Consider the following 21474-nt stretch of genomic DNA (forward strand, 5'->3'; position numbering starts at 1 on the left):
TATAGACCATCCCAATCCCTTTGCAACCCCTTTTTTAAACAAACATTATCGTATGAGCGTTTTTTAGCCTTTTTAGTCAACTTTAGATGAGATATTAAACTTTTTTTACTTTATCAACTTCATGTAGAATAGATTATTCGTGCAATAGTTTGGCATTAACTCACCATGTGGCAGTTCGCTAAAAAAGTATTTGTTTGCATACTTGTAGTGTTTGCTACGAGTGGGCCTTGTTATGCCAATTCGAAGCATAACTTCTATGTGCTTACTTTATCTATTCTAAGCTACAGTAAGTGGGAGAATATAAATACTCCTACTCTTTGTGTTATTGATAATCCCTCCATTACATCTACCTTTCAATCTTATATCCAGCAATTGTCTTATAATTATCGTGTTCAAACTGTAAACGCGAAAGATTTTGCCCGGTCACATTGTCAGGCTGTTTATTTTTCTACTACTCCTCCACAGCAACAACAAAGCCTTATTCAGAATTATCCTTATCGCTCTTTACTTTCTTTAAGCATTAACAATTCAGACTGTGAAATAGGAAGTATCTTTTGTTTATATAATCAAAATAATTACACTACCTTTAAAGTTAACTTAGATGCTTTAAGCCACTCCAAAGTTCATATTGATCCGAGAGTATTGCTCTTGGCTAAGAATGCGGAGTAAGGATCATGATATCAAAGTTGTATCAGTCCACTTCACTGCATGCATTATTTAGAAAATCTCAATTTACTATTTTTGCTATTACGTTTTTTATTTGCTCTTTTACGTTTGTATCAATTTCTGTTTTTACAATGGAAACTTACGCCAAACAAAATTTGCAATTGCTGAGCCATACTCTGCTAGAGCGTATTCAGCCCGCAGTGGTATTTAACGATAAGATTACAATCGAGCAAATTTTGAATGAATATACGAATGATCATTCAATTCGTACTATTCATATTTATGATTCAGAACATCATTTAATTGCACAGAGTTTTAAATTATCAAGTCAAACTTCAATTTTAGAAGGATGGTTTGATCATTGGTTTTTAAATGAACCTGTTCATCTTACAATTTATCATCATGAACAAAATGTAGGTGAACTCACGCTTTTTGGTAGTTCTGAAAAAATATTGCAGTTCCTCAAAATGATTATGGTGGGGCTTGCAATTGCGATGTTGTTTATTGTTTGCGCTTTGTGGTGGTCAGTAAACCTAACTTATCGTCAAATTATGCAAGCTATCTATCCGCTGACCAATATTGCTCAAATTGTAAGTGAGCAAAAAGCTTATAATCTTCGCTTCCCTTATAATCGCATTAAAGAATTTCAAGATTTAAATACCGTTTTTAATGAGTTACTTGAAGAAATTCAGATATGGGACAATCAATTACAAAAAGAAAATCGTAAATTGTCATTTCAGGCTCATCACGATCAGCTCACCTTATTACCGAATAGACATTATTTTTATCAAATTCTTTTAGATATGTTTGAAGATAAGGGATTTGATAATAAATCTGCTTTATTGTTTATAGATAACAATAACTTCAAATCAATTAATGACCAGTTTGGTCATTTAGCTGGAGATGAAGTTTTAAAAGAAATGGCGAATCGTTTGCAAACCCGTTTACGTCATCAAGATTTTATCGCGCGTTTAGGTGGCGACGAATTTGCAGTCATTTTGCATTCCATTAGTCATGCTGATCATTTAATATCTATTGCTGAAAATTTACTCGAAAGCTGTAAAGAACCTTTACATCTGAATGGTCAAACCATTTACTTCAGTTTTAGTGTAGGTATTGCTTTATCACAATTTGCATCTAGCCCCGAAGATTTCATTATGCAAGCAGATCAGGCAATGTATAAGGCTAAAAATTCGGATGAACACTGGTTTATTTATAAACCTGAAAATTAAATTTAGGCTAATCTATGAATACAAGATCTTTAAAACTCTCCTTTATTGCATTGCTATGCATTACTCTTGCAGGGTGCCTGAGTTTTGGTCCATTAAAGTATCGTCAAGTAAAACTGCTCAAGAAAGAAGGTTTTGTTCTTACTGATGAAGGATGGACTTTAGGTTTACCAGAACGTTTGTTATTTGATTTTAATGATGCAGAGTTAAAACAAAGCCATGAAGCTGAATTAGTGCGTCTAGCAAATCAATTGAATAAGTATGATCTGAATAAATTGAAAATTGTTGGTCACACTGATGATGTGGGTGATGCTACATATAATCAGAAGCTATCTGAAGAGCGCGCACAAAGTGTAGCAAACCTTTTCTTAGCTCGTGGATTTAAAAAAGAAAATATCTACGTGATTGGTCGTGGTTCAACCCAGCCCTATGTTCCAAATACAACCAATGAAAATCGTGCGATTAACCGACGTGTAGCAATTATTGTTATTCCATAATTTTGATTTATAAAAAAAGCCAATCCTTTGTGATTGGCTTTTTTATTTTAAACTAACTCAATAATATCAATGGTTGGTGGAACTCTAAAACGCAAAGGAATTCCGACCATTCCCGTGCCGACGGTAACAAAGACATCTGCATGCTCGTGAGAGTAAAAACCACGTTTGTGGCCTAAAATTGATACTTTTTTCATAATATAGTTAGTCAGCCATGGAAGCTCCACCTGCCCTCCATGTGTATGCCCCGATAACATTAAAGGACGATTCGGTAATTTTGGCACCATATCTACCGTATCCGGATTATGAGAAAGGATCAGCCAAGGCTTGTCTTGGGGTAAATCTGGCATAGAACGCATATCTGTTTTTCCGGCCCAGAGATCACCAATACCAATCAAACGGAATTCTTCAAAATCAACTATTTTGCCTTCAATATCGACAACTTCATTATAAAACAAGGCATCTTTTAATAATTGTTGAATCGGTGGGCCAGGATATTGCTCATCATGGTTTCCAGGAACTGAATATACAGGCGCCTGAATTTCTTTTAAAACACTCAATTCTTGAATCAGTCTATCTTCTGGTTCATAAGTCCAGTCCCCTGCTACGACAACTAAATCAGGTTGCTGTTCATTTAATTTTCTAACTATGGTTTTGAGCTGGCGTTCATGCCCTGAAAATAAACCAATATGTAAATCTGCAATCAAAGCGACTTTTACAGGTTTATTAAAACTACGATCTGGATTTAACCGATACTGATGAGTATCGACCCGTACTAGATGAGGTTCAATAAATCGCGCGTAAATTAGAACACCACTTAAGAAAAAGATAAAAATCCCTTGATGAATTGAGTAGTAACCAATCCAAGCAGCGTATAAATTAAAGAACCAGAGCGGAATAAGTAGATAAGAGAGGTAAAATGCGAGTAAATGGACAAAAGCTTTAAATGGATGAATGGTCTCGGTCCGAGATTGATGAATCCAAGCCTCAGAAATTCCCCATAAAGCAAGTATTGAAAAAATAAAGTAAAAACAAAAAATAATTGAATTTGGATTCCACATTACGACTCTCGACTTATCTTATATTGATTGCTAGTAATCAAATTCAATATTTATCTTTCAATATGCACGAATTATACTCTAGCTCACGTTATCGTATGTACTGATTATGGCACAATCCTTTCCTTCCAAACAGCTTCAAACGAATCAACAAGCTAAAGGCTTTTTGATAAAAGCCTCTATAGTCCTATGTTCTAGTTTTGCTGTGGGTTTGACAGGATGTAGTACTCTGCCAAAACATCGTATTGAGCCAGTACAATATGCAAAAGATATTGATACCTCTCAGACCTCACTTGCCAAAATTATTACTCCCTTACGTCAGCAAAATCCAAAGTTAACGGGTTACCATGTCTTAAATGATCCATTGGAAGCTCTAGCAGCCCGCCTAAGATTAATTGATAAAGCCGAAAAGACTTTAGATTTACAATATTATATTTGGGATAATGACAAAGTTGGTGCTTTAGCTTTGCACGCAATTATTCGAGCAGCTGATCGTGGGGTAAAAGTCCGACTTCTTATTGATGATAATAATGCAAAAAAAATAGAAGGGATTTTGCTTGCCCTTTCTCAGCATAAAAATATTGAAGTTAAACTTTTTAACCCTTACCGTTTTCGTAAATATCGTGCGATGGACATGGTGCTTGATTTAAAACGTATCAATCGTCGTATGCATAACAAAAGTTTTATTGCCGACAATGAGGTTGCTCTTATTGGCGGACGTAACATGACAAATCAATATTACAATGTAAGCGATAGCTATCAGTTTTCTGATGTCGATGTGATGTTAGTGGGCGCTGCTGTTGATGATATTGTGAATTCATTTGATGATTACTGGAATCATGAATATGCATATTCAGTTCAAAGTATCGTAAGTCCAGAGCAACATCGTCTACGCTATGAAGGATTAAAAGAGCAACTCGAAGCGCACTATCAACAGGCAACAGTTCAAAACTTTCTAAACTTAACCGCAAAATCACATGCATTTGATGAATGGTTAAATCGCAATATTCAATTCGACTGGGTCAAAGCAGAAGTCGTAAAAGACTCACCCGATAAAATCAAATCGAAAGCTAAAAAAGAAGAACACTTAAATTTCCAGTTAATCAACCACCTAGAAAAACCAGAAAGTAATGTTGATTTAATCTCAGCTTATTTTATTCCTGAAAAACAAGGCGCCAAGATTTTAAGTACGCTTGCTAAAGAAGGCGTTGAGGTTCGAGTTTTAACTAATTCGTTTAAAGCGAATGACGTTGGGGTTGTGCATGCATTTTATGGAAAGTACCGTAAAGAACTTCTTAAAAACGGCGTACAACTTTATGAGTTTTTACCTACGCCAGATAAAAGAGATTTAAATAAAAATACAGATGAGCTTGCGACTAAAGCTAAAGTGAATATGAAAGGATTAAGCCGTTCAAGTTTGCATACTAAACTGATGGCATTAGATGAACAGGTTTTTATTGGTTCATTTAACTTTGATCCACGTTCGGCTTATTTAAATACTGAAATTGGCGTGATCTTAGATAGCCCATCATTGGCTAAGACCATTCACCATACAATGGATGAAAATCTAAATAAATATGCTTATAAATTAAAGCTCGACGCTAACAACCATATTTATTGGCAGCAACAAACTCCAAATGGTCCTTTAATTTATAAACAAGAACCTGAGATGAAGTGGTGGCAAAAAGCAGGCATGAAGTTTCTTTCATGGCTGCCACTTGAAGGGTTTATGTAATTAATTTTTTGGCTTAAGTACCTTTTGATGTAGTTGAGCCAGACCTTCTACCATTTTTTCTTGAACTTCTCGCGTTAAACTTTTGACATCGTGTCCTTCCACTGAAATCGGAGGCAAAGTTAACAAATGGGCTGTTACTTTCGGCATTTCAAGTACACGCTGAATATGTTCGGCAAAGGTCATCTCACCAATGAATGGGGCGACTGTATCTAATTGCCCATCACGGTTTACATAGCAAATCAAACACACCTGTACTGGACGTTGAGCTTCAATAGCAGCTCCAAGTAAACGACCATGAACTTTCTTAACAGAATGCCCATCTGTGGTCGTTGCTTCAGGAAAAAATAGTACTGGAATATTTTGTTTTAAAAATTCGGTAATTTGCTCACGGATTTTAACGGAATCCCCTGACCCACGTTTAATAAATAAAGTTCCGCCACCTTTAGCGAGATTTCCAAGAATCGGCCAATTTTCAATTTCTGCTTTGGCAAGAAAGAAAACACGAGCCCCTGAACCTAAAACAGCAACATCTAGCCATGAGATATGATTACTTACCCATAAAGCAGGTTCTCTAGGAATTGTTCCGTGTACTTCTACATCTAAGTTAAAAACCTGACATAAACGGCGGCAAAAATATTGAACATAGCGGGTATTAACCGGATTATTAGGATCTTTATAAAGCCCATGTCGATAAACTAAATAAAAACCTTCACTAATTGCAGCGGTGGCAGAAGTGACTTTTTTTCCGTATAAACCTATTTTTGATAATTTCTTTAACGTTGAATTAACTATACTTTGCGTTTGAGCCATAAAATTTCACTAACGATCAATCATTGTTATACCCATCTCGAGCCATTCTATACGTTTCGGAATAAACTTGCATTGATGATAGAGAAAGGGAAATAAAATAAATTCAGTCACCTCTAACTACTTTTCATTAATCTAAAGGATAAGAATAAACGCTTTCCCCTTTTGCTTAAGTTTCATCTAGAATAAAGTTTTCCCATTTCAGGATTTATAGCCACGTGGAATATGTTGATCGGCATCAAGGCGGTGAACGCACAATTTTAGTGAGTGTTTCTGTACAATTATTAGATGATCTGGATGCCGAAGAGTTTGCTCTACTTGCACAGTCTGCTGGTGCAGATATCCTTGAACATATTAAAGTTCAGCGAAATAAACCCAATCCTAAATTTTTTATTGGTTCAGGAAAAGTCGAAGAAATTGCAGAACAAGTTCAAGAACTAGAAGCAAGTCTCGTAATTTTTGATCATGCGTTATCACCTGCTCAAGAACGAAATTTAGAAAGAATATTAAAATGCCGAGTGATTGACCGTACAGGATTAATTCTAGATATTTTTGCGCTGCGTGCCCGTACGCATGAAGGTAAATTACAAGTCGAACTTGCTCAGCTTAAGCATTTATCTACTCGTCTTATTCGCGGCTGGTCAGCTGACTTTGAGCAACAAAAAGGTGGTATTGGCTTACGTGGTCCTGGTGAAACACAACTGGAAACAGATCGTCGCCTCATTCGTGTTCGTATTGCCCAATTAAAAGATAAATTAGAGAAGGTACATCAAACGCGTATACAAGGGCGTGCTGCAAGACAAAAAGCCGCTATTCCAACGGTGTCGCTAGTAGGTTATACCAATGCTGGAAAATCGACTCTCTTTAATATTTTAGCAAATAGTGATGTCTATGCAGCCGATCAACTGTTTGCAACACTCGACCCAACTTTACGCCGTTTGGAATGGGATGGTATCGGTACTGTCGTATTAGCAGATACAGTAGGCTTTGTACGAAACTTACAGCATGATTTAGTTGAATCATTCAAAGCAACACTTGAAGAAACGCTTGAAGCCACACTATTACTGCATGTGATTGATAGTAATAGTCACGATATGCTTGATCAAATTGAAGCAGTTGAAGGCGTATTAAAAGAGATTGGTGCAGATGCTCCAGTACTTCGGGTTTACAACAAAATTGATCTGAGCGGTGAAGAAGCCAAAATCATTTATGCCGAGCCACATGTACCTGATCGAGTGTACGTTTCGGCTCACGCTGGCCTTGGTCTAGAATTACTTCAAAAAGCAGTACAAGAATGTTTGATGGGTCAAATTCAACATTTTTCACTGATTCTTAAACCGGCTTATGGCAAATTGCGCACCCAACTTTATGCCTTAAATGTGATTGAGTCTGAACACTATGATGATGCGGGCTTATTACATATTGATGTACGCATTGCACCACATAAATTAGAAAAGCTTATACGCCAAGCAAAACTACCCTTAGACGAAATCTTGGGAGAACATGCTAATCAATTTAAGCGTCCCTTGGAAGAGTTTGAAATCAAGGGCCAGATCAGTTAAAACTTGATAAGTAAACTTTTAGAGATAAAAAATATGGATAAGATCAAAAGTATAGACTGGACAGCATGGGTAGCAACATTACTACTCATTATTGGTTTTCGTGAAGGCTCTGTCATCGTCATGCGTGCTTTTGGTCATCCAGAATTAGGTAATTTAGTCGGCTTAATCAGCTTACTGATTATTTTGATTATCTGGAGGAAGTTCAAAAAAATTCCTCTCCGGATAGTTGATACGAATAATAAAATTATGAAAGAAAGTGGATTTGCTTTTTTACCCGTTTGTGCTGGTTCCTTAATTATGTTGGTGCATATGGGTAAAGAAATTCCACTATTCCTTTTTGTTTTAGTAATCAGCACCCTTATACCTTTGTGGGTCTATGCAAAAATGGCAAAACGTTGGTTATAAGGAGAATAAAATGTTTACGATTTTCTATGGTTTTTTAATCACATTAATTGGTTATTTGTGCGCTAAACCTTTAAACCGACGTTTTCCACAAGTTCCGCTTTTAGTTTTCGGCATGTTCATTGTGATTGCATTACTTTCCGTTTTACAAGTCCCTTATGAACAATACCGTCTTTATGTGAATGACTTATTTGGTCATCTATTAGGTTATGTCACCGTGGCCTTAGCCATTCCTTTAGCTGCGATGCGTTATGATGATCTTCCAATTAAATCAGTCATTGGCATCTTACTTTTTGCAAGTATTAGCGCCGTTGCGCTGCCTATGGGACTAGCATATTTATTACACATGTCTGAACCAACCATCCTTGCATTTGCAACCCGTGCAGTAACTACCCCCATTGCCTTAAATATCGCAACGTTATTACATGCTCCTGAAACGCTGGTGACCCTTATTGTTATCTTATCTGGGGTTATTGGAGCAGCTTTTTCACCATTTTTACTCAAGCATATTCATGATGAAAGAGCATCGGGCTTAGCCTTAGGTTTAGCCGCGCATGCCATAGGGACAGCTCAAGCTTGGCAGCGCGGACCTGTTGCAGGCCGCTACGCTGCATTTGGTATGGCTTTGAATGGCGTATTTACTGCAATTTGGTTACCAACATTAATGTTGTCACTTGGAACACCATAATTAAGAAGTGGATTAAATAAACATTGAACGGTATATCAATTCGAAATAAGATGACCTTTCAAAGTTAAAAGGACTTTTAATTATGGGGAAAATTTTTATTGGAGCTCTGCTCTTACTGGGGATCAATACTGCTACATTTGCGGCAGATATTACAGGTCTTTGGCAAACAATTGATGATAAGACAGGTGCTCCTAAAGCACAGGTAGAAATACGAAAAGAAGCAAATGGGACATATGCAGGAAAGATTATCAAAGTTACACCACGTCCAGGCTATACGCCTAAAGAGATTTGTGATAACTGCCCTGCACCCTATACCAATAAACCAATTGTCGGTCTGGATATTGCAACGGGTTTAAAACAAACAGATGGGCTTAATTATACGGGTGGTAAAATTTTAGATCCGAATACTGGCAAAGTTTACGGACTTAAAGCAAAACTTAGTGCAACTGGCAAACGCTTACATATGCGTGGTTATCTTGGTGTTTCTGCTTTGGGGCGTAATCAAATCTGGATTCGCGTAGAATAATACTTCACATTAAAAAAGCCGCTTATGCGGCTTTTTTACTTTCACACGGGCACCCCTCTCGTCTTGCGCTCGCAAAAAGTATTTCTTTTCCTATACTTGTACAGGATTTTCGACAGCAAAGATTTCTTTGTCTTCAAGGCGATAAGCCATTAACTTTCGTCCCCATACACAGCCGCCATCAATATTCTGGATCTGCTCATTAATGGTTCTACCTTCTAGCGCAGCCCAATGACCAAAAATAATCTGATGAGTCTGAGCAGCTTTGCTTGGAAATTCAAACCAAGGTAGATAGCCTTCTGGCATTGGCGCATCTAGAGCATCTTTAAAACTGAACTCTAAAGCCCCATCTGCGTTGGTTAAACGCATGCGAGTCAAATAATTAGTAATACAACGTAAACGCGCTGAACCAGCTAAGTTGTCTTCCCACAAATCAGGTTTTGAGCCATACATTTCTGCTAAAAAAGCATCCAAGACAGATAAATCTTGATGTGACAGTACTGCCTCAACTTCTTTTGCCAGCTTTGCAGTTTTTTGTGCATCCCAAATGCAAGGAATGCCTGCATGAGTAAGAATTGTCTGCTCGTTTGGAAATAAGCATAATGGTTGTTTACGCAACCAGTCGATTAACTCGTCGCCATCAATTGCATCAATAACATCCTGCGTGCGATCTTTTTCTTTAATCTCTTTTAAACCACGCGCGCCAGCAATTAAAGTCAGATCATGATTTCCGAGCACAGTTGCAGCAGCGCCGCGGTCAGCAAGTTTTTTAACAAATCGTAAGGCACCCACTGAGTTTTCGCCACGAGCAACCAAATCACCCGCAAACCATAAAAAATCTTGGTCTGGATCAAAACGTATTTCTTTAAGCAAAGCTTTTAGAGCTTCAAAACATCCTTGTATATCGCCAATCACATAATTAAAACGTTTAGTCATTTATGCCACCATTTGATCAGCTAAAGCAACAAATTGAGCAAGTGTTAAAGTTTCTGGTCGAGCCATTGGATCAACGCCTGCTTTTTCAAAGCCATCTTCGGCGATCATACCTTTAAGACTATTTCTTAGGGTCTTACGGCGTTGGGTAAATACATGACCAACCAACCGAGCCAAAGCTTTTTCATCTTTTGCAATAATCGGTTTTTGTTCATAAGGAACAAGGCGGAAAACAGCACTCGTTACTTTAGGGGGTGGGTTAAATGCGCCAGCTGGCACTTCAAATAAAAACGTAGGTTGGCAATAATACTGAATCATTACCGACAAGCGCCCATATTCTTTTGTGTTTGGTTCGGCAGTAATACGATCAACCACCTCTTTTTGTAGCATAAAGTGCATGTCTTTAACTTTACTGCCAAATTCCAAGAGATGAAAAAGTAATGGGGTTGAAATGTTATAAGGTAAATTACCAACCACACGTAATGGTCGACCATCTTTTACCAGTTCGTTAAAATCATATTTTAATGCATCAGCTTCTATAATAGTTAAACGTTCAGGATGTGGAACTCGTTCTGGCAAGCCTGCCGCTAAATCACGATCTAGCTCAACAACTGTTAGCGCATCACACTCTCCAATTAAAGGAGATGTTAATGCAGCTAAACCAGGTCCAATTTCAACAACATTTTCACCTGCACGCGGATTCACCGAGCGCACGATTTTGGCAATGACTCGCTGATCATGTAAGAAGTTTTGACCAAAACGTTTACGAGCTTTATGCCCTTCATCTTTCGGGTTTAGGGCATTAATTTGATACATAGAACATTTCCAACATGAAAAATTTAGCTCGCTGCCAAAGATAAAGCTAAATCGACAGCGACATTTAAACTTGAGCTTTTTGCTAAACCGGTTCCGGCCAAAGACAATGCGGTGCCATGATCAACCGAAGTTCGGATGAACGGCAAACCCAATGTAATATTGATAGCTTCACCGAATCCTTGTGATTTTAACACAGGTAAACCTTGATCATGGTACATGGCAAGTACAGCGTCAGCATTTTTAAGATGCTCAGGGGTAAATAAGGTATCTGCAGGCAAGCTTAGACTCATTTTAATTCCTTGCGCCCGATAAGTTTCGAGTACCGGATTAATGGTCTCAATCTCTTCGCGTCCTAAATAGCCATCTTCACCCGCATGAGGATTTAAACCACATACTAAGATGCGCGGATCCATAATCTTAAATTTAGTTTTTAAGTCATGCAGTAAAATATCAATGACCTGATGCAATCGCTCTTTGGTAATTGCATCTGCAACATCTCTTAAAGGCAAATGTGTAGTCGCTAAAGCAACACGTAAGGTTTTGGTCGCAAGCATCATGACGACACGCTTTACCCCTGCAAATTCTTGATAGTATTCAGTGTGACCACTAAACAAAATACCTGCATCATTAATAACCGACTTTTGCACAGGAGCAGTGGCGACCCCGACACTTTTACCAGATAACGCATAATCGGCTGAACGGCGTAATTGTTCTAATACATAAGCCGCATTAGCTGAGTTTAATTGTCCATCAACAACCGCCGTTTTTAAAGGCACATGTTCTATATAAAGCTCACCTGAAGACGTTGATTCAGTTTGTCCCGTATATTCTACAAATTGAATATTTATCCCGAGTTTCTGGGCACGTTGTTCTAATAAATTTCGGTCACCCAAAATAACAACAGGGCGTTCATCAATTCGCTCAGCCAAGCTCAAGCAAATATCTGGACCAATACCAGCCGGCTCACCGGAAGTGACATATAAAGGCAGCACAATCACCCCAGACACATAACGAAAATTTGTTTGATTTTAACATATCCCGCATTCATCAGTTTATGGATTAAATTATCTGGCTTAAACTGGATTTTTCTTGTGACTTTGGACAAACTCGTTTAGAATGCTCGCTCCTTTTGTTTGGACAGATTCCATAGTCCAAACCAACTATAATAGGTAGTGGTTTAATGAAAACTCTCAGCGCTAAGCCAGCTGAAGTTCAACATGACTGGTATGTTGTTGATGCTTCTGGCAAAACTTTAGGTCGCCTTGCGACTGAAATCGCTCGTCGTTTACGCGGTAAGCACAAGACTTCTTATACTCCTCACGTTGACACTGGCGATTACATCGTTGTGATTAATGCTGAACAAGTTCAAGTGACTGGTAAAAAAGCACTTGATAAGAAATATTATCGCCATACTGGTTTCCCTGGTGGTATCCGTGAGACTAACTTCGAGAAGTTAATTGCTCACAAGCCTGAAGCTGTTCTTGAAAAAGCAGTTAAAGGCATGTTACCAAAAGGTCCTCTTGGTTATGCAATGATCAAAAAAATGAAAGTGTACGCTGGTACTGAGCATCCGCATGCTGCTCAACAGCCACAAGTTTTGGACATCTAAGGGATACAGCACATGGCTACTAATTATGGTACAGGTCGCCGTAAGACCGCAACTGCACGTGTTTTCTTGTCAGCTGGTACAGGCAAACTCGTTATCAACAACCGTACTTTAGAGCAATATTTCGGTCGTGAAACTGCTCGTATGGTTGTTCGTCAACCTTTAGAACTTTTAGAAGTTACTGAAAAGTTTGACCTTTACATCACTGTTAAAGGTGGTGGTATTGGTGGTCAAGCTGGCGCAATCCGTCACGGTATTACTCGTGCGCTTATCGCTGCTGACGAAACTTTAAAACCTGTTCTTCGTCAAGCTGGTTTCGTTACTCGTGATGCTCGTGAAGTTGAACGTAAGAAACTTGGTTTACGTAAAGCTCGTAAGCGTCCTCAATTCTCTAAACGTTAATTCGTTTATCGAGTTGGACAAAAAAGCCTTGGATTTTCCCAAGGCTTTTTTATTATGAAAATAGAACAATAAAAGGCAAACTTATAAATATAAACAAACTATCTCGTTAGAACCGTGATTTCCGAGAGCATTTTTAGTATCCTAATCGATTCACTCAACCACGTCGTCTTGTGATATGTCGGTCGAAAACACCTCTATTCAGGGGATTACCCTTTACAGTCATGCTGATGATTTCCGTTCTCACTGGATTCGTTTCTTATTAGCAGAAAAGCAAATCAAATATCAATTGATCATAACTGACCATGAAGACGAAGATTTGGCAAGTTTAAATCCTTATAATCAATTGCCGATGTTGGTCGAGCAAAATCTTAAATTATTTTCAGCGCCTATTATTGCTGAATATTTAGATGATCGTTATCGTCAAAGTAAGCTTTATGCAGATGCTCCAATGATGCGTGCAGAACAGCGTCAATATATATGGAGACTTGAAAACGACTGGTTCAAGTTAGCAGATCACATGTTAAAACATACTGATTCTCTAAATGTCGAACAAAAGCAAAAAGCTCAAAAAGAATTACGTGAAACTTTAATTTCACTTACTCCCCTATTTCAGCATTTTCCCTATTTTATGTCTGAAAATTTCACAATCTTGGACTGTATGCTTGCCCCTATCTTTTTAAGATTAAATAGCATGGGAATCGATTTACCGAAACAGCACTGCCGACCGATACTTTTGTATTGTAAACGTATCTTTGAGAGACCTTCTTTTGCTAAATCAATGACGGCTCAAGAGAAAAACCGTTACAATGAACTATTAAATATGGAATAGTGTGATATGTCTGAGCAAACTATTGATTTAACCCCTACACGTCCTTATCTTGCTCGTGCAATCTATGAATGGATTTGTGATAACCAGCTTACGCCTTATCTATTAGTGGATGCGACACAGCCACATACTGATGTTCCACAGCAATTTGTTAAAGATGGCCAAATTGTTTTAAATATCGTGCCTCATGCTGTTCATCAACTTCTTATTGGAAATGAAGCCATTACTTTTTCTGCCCGTTTTGGGGGGGCATCGAAAGATATTTATGTACCTATTCAGGCTGTTCTAGGTATTTATGCACGTGAGAATGGACAAGGTTTATTCTTTGATCCTGAAGAATATGCCAATGTAGCGCCTGTAGAAAATACAGTAGAGTCAGAAGTACAAGAAGCAATTGAAACAACATCGACCAAGAAAAAACCAACGTTAAGAATTTTAGATTAAATTTAGAGGAAGAAAGCATGGCATTTGATTTAGTCCAATACTTTGCTGAGCAGATAAAAATTCAAAAGCCTCAGCTTTTAAATCAATATCCAGTTAATGAAAAAAATAAACTGATTGATGAGGTGAATATTCTTACGCTTGGAAAACTGATTAGTTTGTGGCGTCAAGATGACAATAAGATTTATCATGAAATTAAAGCTGCAGATCCACTTTATATTCAAGAAGTTGCTCGTCATTTAACAACATCTAAGCATAACCAATCGGCTTTAAAAAATGCAGAATTAGAACAAAGTATTTCTGAAATTTTAACTTTGCAGTTAGCGGAACTGAACCAGCTCGATGAAACAGGCGGTTTTGGGCATAATGGCTTAAAAGAATTAATTTTAGGTCAAGTAGAACACTTATCAGGTCAAGCCGAAGATTGGGTTTGGTCAACAAATCATCTAAATGAATTAATTGGTTCTAAACCTGTGGAACAAGAAGAGCTATCATTGGACACAACAATGAAGGAGTTCAATCAAATGGTTCACCAAGCCCAACCTCATCATGATGACTTGCATGTTGAAGAACAAGCTACCGAGGTTTCTGTACCTACATGGTCAAAAATTATTGCCCCTGTCGTTGCTTTAGCAATTTTGGGCTATTTGTACTGTGCTTATACACAATTTATTGCTTAAAAATTTGCCTATACAAACAACTAAATGCCACCCATAAAAGGTGGCATTTTTTATTAGACCAAAATACTAAATAACATTTGCCGTTTTTTTACTTGCTGTCCTTGCTGTCCTAAAATATCTTCGACCATACCGTCAACATCAGATCTAATCTGTTGCTGGATTTTCATAGCTTCAAGCACCAATAAGGTTTGCCCTTTCACGACTTGATCGCCTTTATTGACCAAAATATTGACTACCGCACCATCCATTGGTGCACGAATTTTACCATCTCCAGCTACATCAGCCGTTTCTGGAGCAGCATAAGTCACATTGCGAATCGCAACATTACCATTATCTTGATCTAAATAAAGCTGATCACCATCCAATACATATTGAACACGACGGCGTACCCCATCAACCACATAAACCATTTGCTCGGCTGTTTTTTCAATAACTTCAATACAAATGGTCTGGTCACAGAGCTGCACAGTAACCATGTTATTTTCAGATAATAGCTGTAACTGGATTTGCTGATCGGCAGATTTCAGTTTTATTGGTAATGGTACACCCAGCCCTGTTTGCCATGCCACGCTACCTTTACTTTGGCTAAATAATGCTGCTGCAATCGCCAAAGTTTCTAAAGATAAAACTTGATGATGTAAGCTCTTGTCATCTTGAAAATGCTGCTGAATAAATGCGGTATTAGTATCACCAGAAATAACGACTGGATGGCGTAATAAATTGACCAAAAACTGTTTATTACTATTCACACCTAGCAACACACAATCATCTATAGCACGAGCAAGTAAACGAATGGCATCTTCACGAGTTTTGCCATATGCGATCACTTTGGCTACCATCGGATCATAAAATGGGCTGACTTCATCAGTTGCCAACATACCGTGATCGATTCGTACATTTGGCAATATTGCAGGCTTCCAGCGTAACACTTGTCCTGTTTGAGGTAGGAAATCTTGACGTGGGTCTTCGGCATACAGACGCACTTCGATTGCATGTCCATTTAAGGTCAACTCATGTTGTTGCAAAGGCAATTGCTCGCCATTGGCGACGCGTAACTGCCATTCAACCAAGTCTAATCCAGTAATGAGTTCAGTGACTGGGTGCTCCACTTGCAAACGGGTGTTCATTTCTAAAAAATAAAATGCACCAGAGGCATCAAGTAAAAACTCAACAGTTCCTGCTCCTACATAAGCACATGCTTTAGCAGCCGCAACAGCTGCCTCTCCCATTTGCTGACGCAGTTCAGGTGTCATGACCGGACAAGGTGCTTCTTCAACGACCTTTTGGTGGCGGCGTTGAATCGAGCAATCACGCTCGAACAAATAAATATAATTGCCATGTGTATCACCAAAAATCTGAATCTCGACATGGCGTGGGGCAATGACTGCTTTTTCTAAAATAAGCTCGCCCGAACCAAAGGCATTTTCAGCTTCTGAACGTGCAGTTTGTAAGGCCTCAACCAATTCGGATGACTGCTGTACCAAACGCATACCACGGCCACCACCGCCAGCAGAAGCTTTCACCATGATTGGAAAACCAATCTGCTCGGCTTGTGCTGCTAAATATTCAAGGTCTTGGCGATCGCCTTCATAACCGGGCACACAAGGTACGCCTGCTTCAATCATGGCAATTTTTGAGAGGCGTTTGCTACCCATTAACTCAATTGCCGAAGCTGTCGGACCAATAAAAGTAATCTGGTTGTTGAGGCAAGCTTGAGCAAAATCGGTATTTTCTGACAAAAAGCCATAACCGGGATGTACAGCATCAGCACCCGTTTTTTGACAGGCTTCTATAATTTTAGCAATAGAAAGATAAGATTCAGAGACTTTGGATGCTCCGATATAAACGGCTTCATCGGCCTCTTGCACATGGCGAGCATGACGGTCTGCCTCAGAATAGACCGCTACAGTTTGATAGCCCATTGCTTTGGCTGTTTGTATGACTCGAACTGCAATTTCACCACGATTGGCCACCAATACTTTAGAAAATTTCATTATTTTTATCCTTATCTCTTATGACTCATCGACCCAATTCGGCAAACGTTTCTGGATAAAAGCCATTGTTCCTTCTTGTCCTTCAGCACCACCAACCGCTTGAGCAAACTGCTGTGCAGCATCATCGAGCAACTCACTCAAAGGTTCATTAAGTGTTCGATGTAGTAATGCTTTAGTCACACGCGAGGCTTGTGGTGCAGCACGTTTAATGTGCTGGATGGTTTCTTGTAAGGCTTGTTCAAGTTCGATTTCATTATGTGCAATCTGATGTACCACGCCAACACTGAGCGCCGTATGGCCTTCAAAACGCATACCCAATAAAGCCAATCGTCGAGCCTGTGTCAGACCAATACGTTTTACTACAAAAGGAGCTATTTGAGCTGGAATAATGCCAAGTCCAGTTTCAGGCAAACCAAACTGAACATTGTCGCGACTAATCGCAATATCGGAAACACATGCCAAACCAAAACCACCACCTAAAACAGCACCTTCTAAAATGACTACAACAGTCTGTGGTGCAGCTTCAACTTGTTCAAGCATGGCACCAAAACGGCGGTTAAAGTCAGCATAAGGTTGTAGACTACCGACTTTGGTCGCTTCAACGCGTAAAGCAGCCATGTCTTTAATGTCACCACCTGCACAAAAGGTTCCGCCTTCACCACGGATAACGACGGCACGAATTGAAAGGTCATCGTGAATAGCGCCGAAGACTTGTTGAATGGCATTGACCATATTCAAATTCATAGCATTGCGGCTCTCTGGTCGATTTAACCAGAGGTACAAAATACTGCCATCCTGTTCCAATTGTATGCTGTCATCAATATCTAAAGCGTGTAGAGATGTCGAAAGTGTCATGGCTTATTCCTTATTTTATTTCTGTTTTTTAGGCAGAATATCCATTAACTTACAGATAATTCCCAACATAATCTCATCTGCCCCACCGCCAATAGACCCTAATCGGCCATCACGATACAACTGAGAAGCAGGGTTATCCCACATAAAGCCATTACCACCCCAATATTGCAAACAACTATCAGCAACTTCACGGCTTAATCGGCCAGCCTTTAGTTTTGCCATAGATGCCAGCTTGGTCACATCTTCACCTGCAATGTGCTGTTCACACGCCTGATAAGTTAATGCTTTGAGTGCTTCCACTTCAGTCATGAGTTCAGCAAAGCGGAAATGGATATATTGATTATTGATGAGTGGCTGACCAAAAGTAGTCCGCTCTTTGGTATAGGCGATTGTCTTTTGGATTAAATTTTCCAAACCACCAATCGCATTGGCACATGCCCATAAACGCTCTTCCTGAAATTGCATCATTTGCATCATAAAGCCCATGCCTTCGACACCCACCAAATTACGCTGTGGCACACGCACGTTATCTAAATAAACTTGCGCTGTAGTGGTTGAACGCATTCCTAATTTATTGAGCGGTTCTGAGAAACTAATACCTTTGGTTTTTGCCGGCACAATAATCATTGATTTATTAACATGCGGTTTATCGTCAGAAGTGTTTGCTAAAAGACAGAAAAAGTCGGCTTGCAGTGAATTGGTAATCCACATTTTGCTGCCGTTAATCACATAATCATCGCCGTCTTTTTTAGCCGTAGTTTTAATTGCTGCTACATCAGAACCTGCATGAACTTCAGATACAGCAATGGATGCGACATATTCCCCAGCAATCGCTGGTGTTAAAAACTCATCACGTAATTCTTTACTACCAAAACGTGCAAGCGCTGGGGTTGCCATATCGGTTTGTACACCAATCGCTAAAGGTACCCCACCACAAGTCGCTCTTCCGATTTCTTCAGCAACCACAAGGTTATAAGAATAATCTAAAGCTAAACCACCATTTTCTTCAGGCTTGCAAATCCCTAATAAACCAAGGACACCCATTTGTTTAAATACTTCATGGATTGGGAATTGCCCTACTTCTTCCCATTCAGGAATATTCGGATTCAGCTCATTTTCAACAAATTGACGCGCTGTACGGCGTAATGCTTCATGTTCGGCAGTAAATTTCATTGTGTTCTTCCTATTAATTTTTTTAATTGCGGTAAAAGTTGTTAAAAGCGAGCTACACCAAAACGAGTCAAACTCAACTTTCGCTGCTGTGCTTCATAAATAGTTTGTAAAAGGAAAATCAGTAATTTTCGGGTATCTCGCGGATCAATAATGCCGTCGTCATGTAACATGGCGGTATTAAAAAGTGCGGTCGACTGCTGTTCCAGTTTCATGGCAGTGCTTTGCTCAAGAAAATCGAGCATTTGAGGATTAGGCTCCTGACCAGAAGCTTTTTGCTTTCCTTCAGCCACAATACGTAAGACTTTTCCAGCCTGAGCAGCACCCATTACAGCTACATGCGAATTCGGCCACGCAAAAATAAAATCTGGCGATAAGCTTCGGCCACACATCGCGTAGTTACCAGCGCCATATGAGCCCGCCACCACAATCGAGATTTTAGGTACAGTACAATTGGCAACCGCCTGAATCAGTTTTGAACCATGTTTGATAATGCCATTTTGCTCGGCATCAGTTCCCACCATGAAGCCTGTAGTATTATGCAAAAACAATAATGGGCGTTGCGTCTGTTCACATAGGTGAATAAACTGTGCTGTTTTAGCTGCACCTTGAGGGGTAATCGGGCCATTATTGGTAATAATACCGATATGCAACCCGCCAATTTTTGCCCACCCACACACCGTTAAATCATCATACTCTTGTTTAAATTCAAGAAAATCCGAATCATCAACAATTCGGGCAACCACCTCTTTCATGTCAAATGGCTGCTTAGGATCATTAGGGATAACACCCAATAACTCATCGGCATCGAAACGAGGCTCTTTATAAGTTGTTTCAACTGGTTTGATTTGCTCTTTCCAGTTCAGGTGTTCAAAAATTTCACGTGCAAGCCGAATACCATCGGCATCATTTTCTGCCAAATATTCTGCTGTTCCAGCAACTTGAGCATGCATTTCTGCCCCACCCAACTCTTCAGCTGTTGCCACTTCGCCCGTGGCAGCTAAAAGTAAAGGTGGACCTGCAAGAAGCATTTCGGTTTGTTTGCGTACTACAATGACATAATCTGAAAGACCTGGTTGATATGCACCGCCCGCCGTCGCATTACCATGTACCACCGCAAGCTGCGGAATACCTGCCGCAGAAAGACGGGCCTGATTAGCAAAGGTCATGCCGCCATAAGTAAATACTTCCGCAGCATAATTTAAGTTAGCCCCACCACTTTCAGTCAGTGTGATCAGCGGGAGTTTTTGTTCCAAAGCAATTTTTTGCAAGCGCAAAGTTTTCTGTACACCCATGGGTGACATGGTTCCACCCTTAATTGCACTATTACTTGCAGAGACTAAACAACGCACACCACTGACAAAACCAATGCCAGCAATCACACCACCACCAGCTTCCGAGCCATCTTTATCATCATGCATGTTGTAGCCAACCAAGCCACATAACTCGATAAAAGGCGAATCGGCATCTAGCAATAACCGGACACGCTCATGCGGCAAAATCTTACCTTTTTTATCGAACTTCGGTTTGGCAGCATACGATTTATCAATACTTTTTTGTTGAATTGCACGGACCTCACTTAACTGAGCAAGTAAAGCCTCTTTATTCTTTTGATATTGTTCACTACCAACAGCAATTCCGGATTGAAGAATGGTCATTTTTTATTCCTCACTCCGAGCCTGAATTATTGCTTTGCTCGACTTTTTCAGTCTTATCTTTTTTAAAAATTTCAGGAATAAATGCACGGTGAAAACCGTTATAAGACTCACTATTTGTCGCATCGCTTAAAGGATACATACGCGTACCTTGCGATGCGGCACCATCAATACGCAAGGTTACACCAGAGACAAAAGCCGCAGCATCAGATAATAAATAACAAATTGCCGATGACACTTCCGACTCAGTTCCCATACGTTTTAACGGTACATTGCCAGCAAGACTTGGAATAATCACTTTGGCAAAATCACCGCTATAATTATCCATACCGGATGAGACGATCCACCCCGGCGCCACCGCATTTACCCGAACGCCGGATTTGCCCCATTCAACCGATGCAGTTTTGGTTAAGTTATCAACCCCAGAGCGTGCTGCACCTGAATGTCCCATCCCTGGCATGCCACCCCACATATCAGCAGTCATGTTGACAATACTGCCACCGTGTTTTGCCATCCATTGGTTATACGCTTCACGCATTAAATAGAAAGTTGAATGCAGGTTATTACGTACTACCGCATCAAAACCGTTTGCAGAAATATTTTCTAATGCTGATGGAAACTGGCCACCCGCGTTATTCACCAAACCATCTAGTCTGCCAAATTTCTCAATCACTTCGGCAATCATGTTTTTCACTTGTTCTTCTTCACGGTTATCACAAACAATGAAATGAACCTGACCACCATCTTCTATAATTTCTTGGCTTACTTTTTCTAATTTTTCAATTTTGCGCCCTGTAATTACCACTTGAGCTCCTAATGCAGCAAGCTCATGTGCAGTACAGCGACCAATGCCTGAGCCACCACCCGTCACAATAATGACTTTATTAGCAAAGGCATCAGGTCTAAAAATTGATTGATAACTCATCTTTATT

At 39.5% G+C, this 21474-nt stretch carries 23 protein-coding genes; 13 read left to right on the forward strand and 10 right to left on the reverse strand.

All coding sequences use genetic code 11. From position 1 onward, the window contains the following. Positions 1 to 165: 165 nt before the first annotated feature. From OD757_RS00685 to OD757_RS00695, 3 genes are read left to right on the forward strand one after another with little or no spacing between them, the layout of a single operon-like run. Positions 166 to 669 (forward strand): YfiR family protein, encoded by a 504-nt coding sequence (locus OD757_RS00685; RefSeq protein WP_155757878.1) that lies wholly within the window; start codon positions 166 to 168, stop codon positions 667 to 669. Positions 670 to 674: 5 nt separating this feature from the next. Continuing rightward, the gene (locus OD757_RS00690) at positions 675 to 1898 is read left to right on the forward strand and encodes a diguanylate cyclase domain-containing protein (protein ID WP_034677722.1); all 1224 of its coding nucleotides are present in this window, start codon (positions 675 to 677) and stop codon (positions 1896 to 1898) included. 14 nt (positions 1899 to 1912) lie between these two features. Beyond that, positions 1913 to 2392, forward strand: a complete 480-nt coding sequence (locus OD757_RS00695) for an OmpA family protein (RefSeq protein WP_263030532.1) — start codon at positions 1913 to 1915, stop codon at positions 2390 to 2392. 47 nt (positions 2393 to 2439) lie between these two features. Here OD757_RS00695 and OD757_RS00700 read toward each other — a convergent pair whose 3' ends face one another. Next, positions 2440 to 3450: a metallophosphoesterase gene (locus OD757_RS00700; protein WP_263030533.1), complete on the reverse strand. Its 1011-nt coding sequence runs from the start codon at positions 3448 to 3450 to the stop codon at positions 2440 to 2442. 106 nt (positions 3451 to 3556) lie between these two features. On the opposite strand from OD757_RS00700, the gene OD757_RS00705 reads away from it, so the two are divergent. Further along, positions 3557 to 5182, forward strand: coding sequence for a phospholipase D family protein (locus tag OD757_RS00705; protein WP_263030534.1), 1626 nt, complete (start codon positions 3557 to 3559; stop codon positions 5180 to 5182). On the opposite strand, the gene OD757_RS00710 is transcribed toward OD757_RS00705, so the two are convergent. Further along, positions 5183 to 5992, reverse strand: coding sequence for a lysophospholipid acyltransferase family protein (locus OD757_RS00710; protein WP_009388687.1), 810 nt, complete (start codon positions 5990 to 5992; stop codon positions 5183 to 5185). Positions 5993 to 6207: 215 nt separating this feature from the next. On the opposite strand from OD757_RS00710, the gene hflX reads away from it, so the two are divergent. From hflX to OD757_RS00730, 4 genes are all read left to right on the forward strand, one after another. After that, a complete protein-coding gene (gene hflX, locus OD757_RS00715; protein ID WP_263030535.1) occupies positions 6208 to 7551 on the forward strand; it encodes a ribosome rescue GTPase HflX in 1344 nt (447 codons plus the stop codon). 33 nt (positions 7552 to 7584) lie between these two features. Then, complete coding sequence (locus OD757_RS00720; RefSeq protein WP_009388707.1) at positions 7585 to 7956, forward strand: hypothetical protein; 372 nt, start codon at positions 7585 to 7587, stop codon at positions 7954 to 7956. A 10-nt stretch (positions 7957 to 7966) separates the two neighbouring features. Further along, entirely contained in the window at positions 7967 to 8641 is a 675-nt protein-coding gene (locus OD757_RS00725) for an LrgB family protein (RefSeq protein WP_009388694.1), read from the forward strand. Positions 8642 to 8723: 82 nt separating this feature from the next. Then, a complete protein-coding gene (locus tag OD757_RS00730; RefSeq protein ID WP_263030536.1) occupies positions 8724 to 9167 on the forward strand; it encodes a DUF2147 domain-containing protein in 444 nt (147 codons plus the stop codon). Between the two features lie 90 nt (positions 9168 to 9257). Here the strand turns inward: OD757_RS00730 and OD757_RS00735 are convergent, their stop codons facing one another. The 3 genes from OD757_RS00735 to pdxA are packed head-to-tail and all read right to left on the reverse strand — an operon-like array spanning position 9258 to position 11920. Beyond that, positions 9258 to 10100, reverse strand: a complete 843-nt coding sequence (locus OD757_RS00735; RefSeq protein WP_263030537.1) for a symmetrical bis(5'-nucleosyl)-tetraphosphatase — start codon at positions 10098 to 10100, stop codon at positions 9258 to 9260. Beyond that, entirely contained in the window at positions 10101 to 10913 is an 813-nt protein-coding gene (gene rsmA / locus OD757_RS00740) for a 16S rRNA (adenine(1518)-N(6)/adenine(1519)-N(6))-dimethyltransferase RsmA (RefSeq protein ID WP_009388683.1), read from the reverse strand. Positions 10914 to 10936: 23 nt separating this feature from the next. Continuing rightward, positions 10937 to 11920 carry a 4-hydroxythreonine-4-phosphate dehydrogenase PdxA gene (pdxA, locus tag OD757_RS00745; RefSeq protein ID WP_263030538.1) on the reverse strand — a complete coding sequence of 328 codons (984 nt, stop codon included), beginning with the start codon at positions 11918 to 11920 and terminating at the stop codon, positions 10937 to 10939. A gap of 173 nt (positions 11921 to 12093) precedes the next feature. Here pdxA and rplM point away from each other — a divergent pair, with 173 nt between their 5' ends. The 5 genes from rplM to OD757_RS00770 all read left to right on the forward strand — a co-directional run bounded on the left by rplM (position 12094) and on the right by OD757_RS00770 (position 14868). Beyond that, entirely contained in the window at positions 12094 to 12522 is a 429-nt protein-coding gene (gene rplM, locus OD757_RS00750; protein ID WP_003656097.1) for a 50S ribosomal protein L13, read from the forward strand. 12 nt (positions 12523 to 12534) lie between these two features. After that, positions 12535 to 12921, forward strand: a complete 387-nt coding sequence (gene rpsI / locus OD757_RS00755; RefSeq protein WP_002048725.1) for a 30S ribosomal protein S9 — start codon at positions 12535 to 12537, stop codon at positions 12919 to 12921. Positions 12922 to 13096: 175 nt separating this feature from the next. Continuing rightward, on the forward strand, positions 13097 to 13750 hold the full coding sequence (locus tag OD757_RS00760; RefSeq protein WP_191901123.1) for a glutathione S-transferase N-terminal domain-containing protein: 654 nt from the start codon (positions 13097 to 13099) through the stop codon (positions 13748 to 13750). A 6-nt stretch (positions 13751 to 13756) separates the two neighbouring features. Continuing rightward, on the forward strand, positions 13757 to 14191 hold the full coding sequence (locus OD757_RS00765) for a ClpXP protease specificity-enhancing factor (RefSeq protein WP_009388714.1): 435 nt from the start codon (positions 13757 to 13759) through the stop codon (positions 14189 to 14191). Positions 14192 to 14208: 17 nt separating this feature from the next. Beyond that, positions 14209 to 14868 (forward strand): hypothetical protein, encoded by a 660-nt coding sequence (locus OD757_RS00770; RefSeq protein WP_263030539.1) that lies wholly within the window; start codon positions 14209 to 14211, stop codon positions 14866 to 14868. A 53-nt stretch (positions 14869 to 14921) separates the two neighbouring features. Here OD757_RS00770 and OD757_RS00775 read toward each other — a convergent pair whose 3' ends face one another. From OD757_RS00775 to OD757_RS00795, 5 genes are read right to left on the reverse strand one after another with little or no spacing between them, the layout of a single operon-like run. After that, a complete protein-coding gene (locus OD757_RS00775; RefSeq protein ID WP_263030540.1) occupies positions 14922 to 16862 on the reverse strand; it encodes an acetyl/propionyl/methylcrotonyl-CoA carboxylase subunit alpha in 1941 nt (646 codons plus the stop codon). Positions 16863 to 16880: 18 nt separating this feature from the next. Beyond that, positions 16881 to 17717 carry an enoyl-CoA hydratase/isomerase family protein gene (locus OD757_RS00780; RefSeq protein ID WP_263030541.1) on the reverse strand — a complete coding sequence of 279 codons (837 nt, stop codon included), beginning with the start codon at positions 17715 to 17717 and terminating at the stop codon, positions 16881 to 16883. 15 nt (positions 17718 to 17732) lie between these two features. Continuing rightward, positions 17733 to 18890 carry an acyl-CoA dehydrogenase family protein gene (locus tag OD757_RS00785; RefSeq protein WP_263030542.1) on the reverse strand — a complete coding sequence of 386 codons (1158 nt, stop codon included), beginning with the start codon at positions 18888 to 18890 and terminating at the stop codon, positions 17733 to 17735. A gap of 41 nt (positions 18891 to 18931) precedes the next feature. Next, positions 18932 to 20545: an acyl-CoA carboxylase subunit beta gene (locus tag OD757_RS00790; protein ID WP_263030543.1), complete on the reverse strand. Its 1614-nt coding sequence runs from the start codon at positions 20543 to 20545 to the stop codon at positions 18932 to 18934. Positions 20546 to 20555: 10 nt separating this feature from the next. After that, complete coding sequence (locus tag OD757_RS00795; RefSeq protein WP_009388731.1) at positions 20556 to 21467, reverse strand: SDR family oxidoreductase; 912 nt, start codon at positions 21465 to 21467, stop codon at positions 20556 to 20558. Positions 21468 to 21474: the final 7 nt, after the last annotated feature.

The organism is Acinetobacter sp. AYS6 (assembly GCF_025630795.1).
Classification (GTDB): Bacteria; Pseudomonadota; Gammaproteobacteria; order Pseudomonadales; family Moraxellaceae; genus Acinetobacter.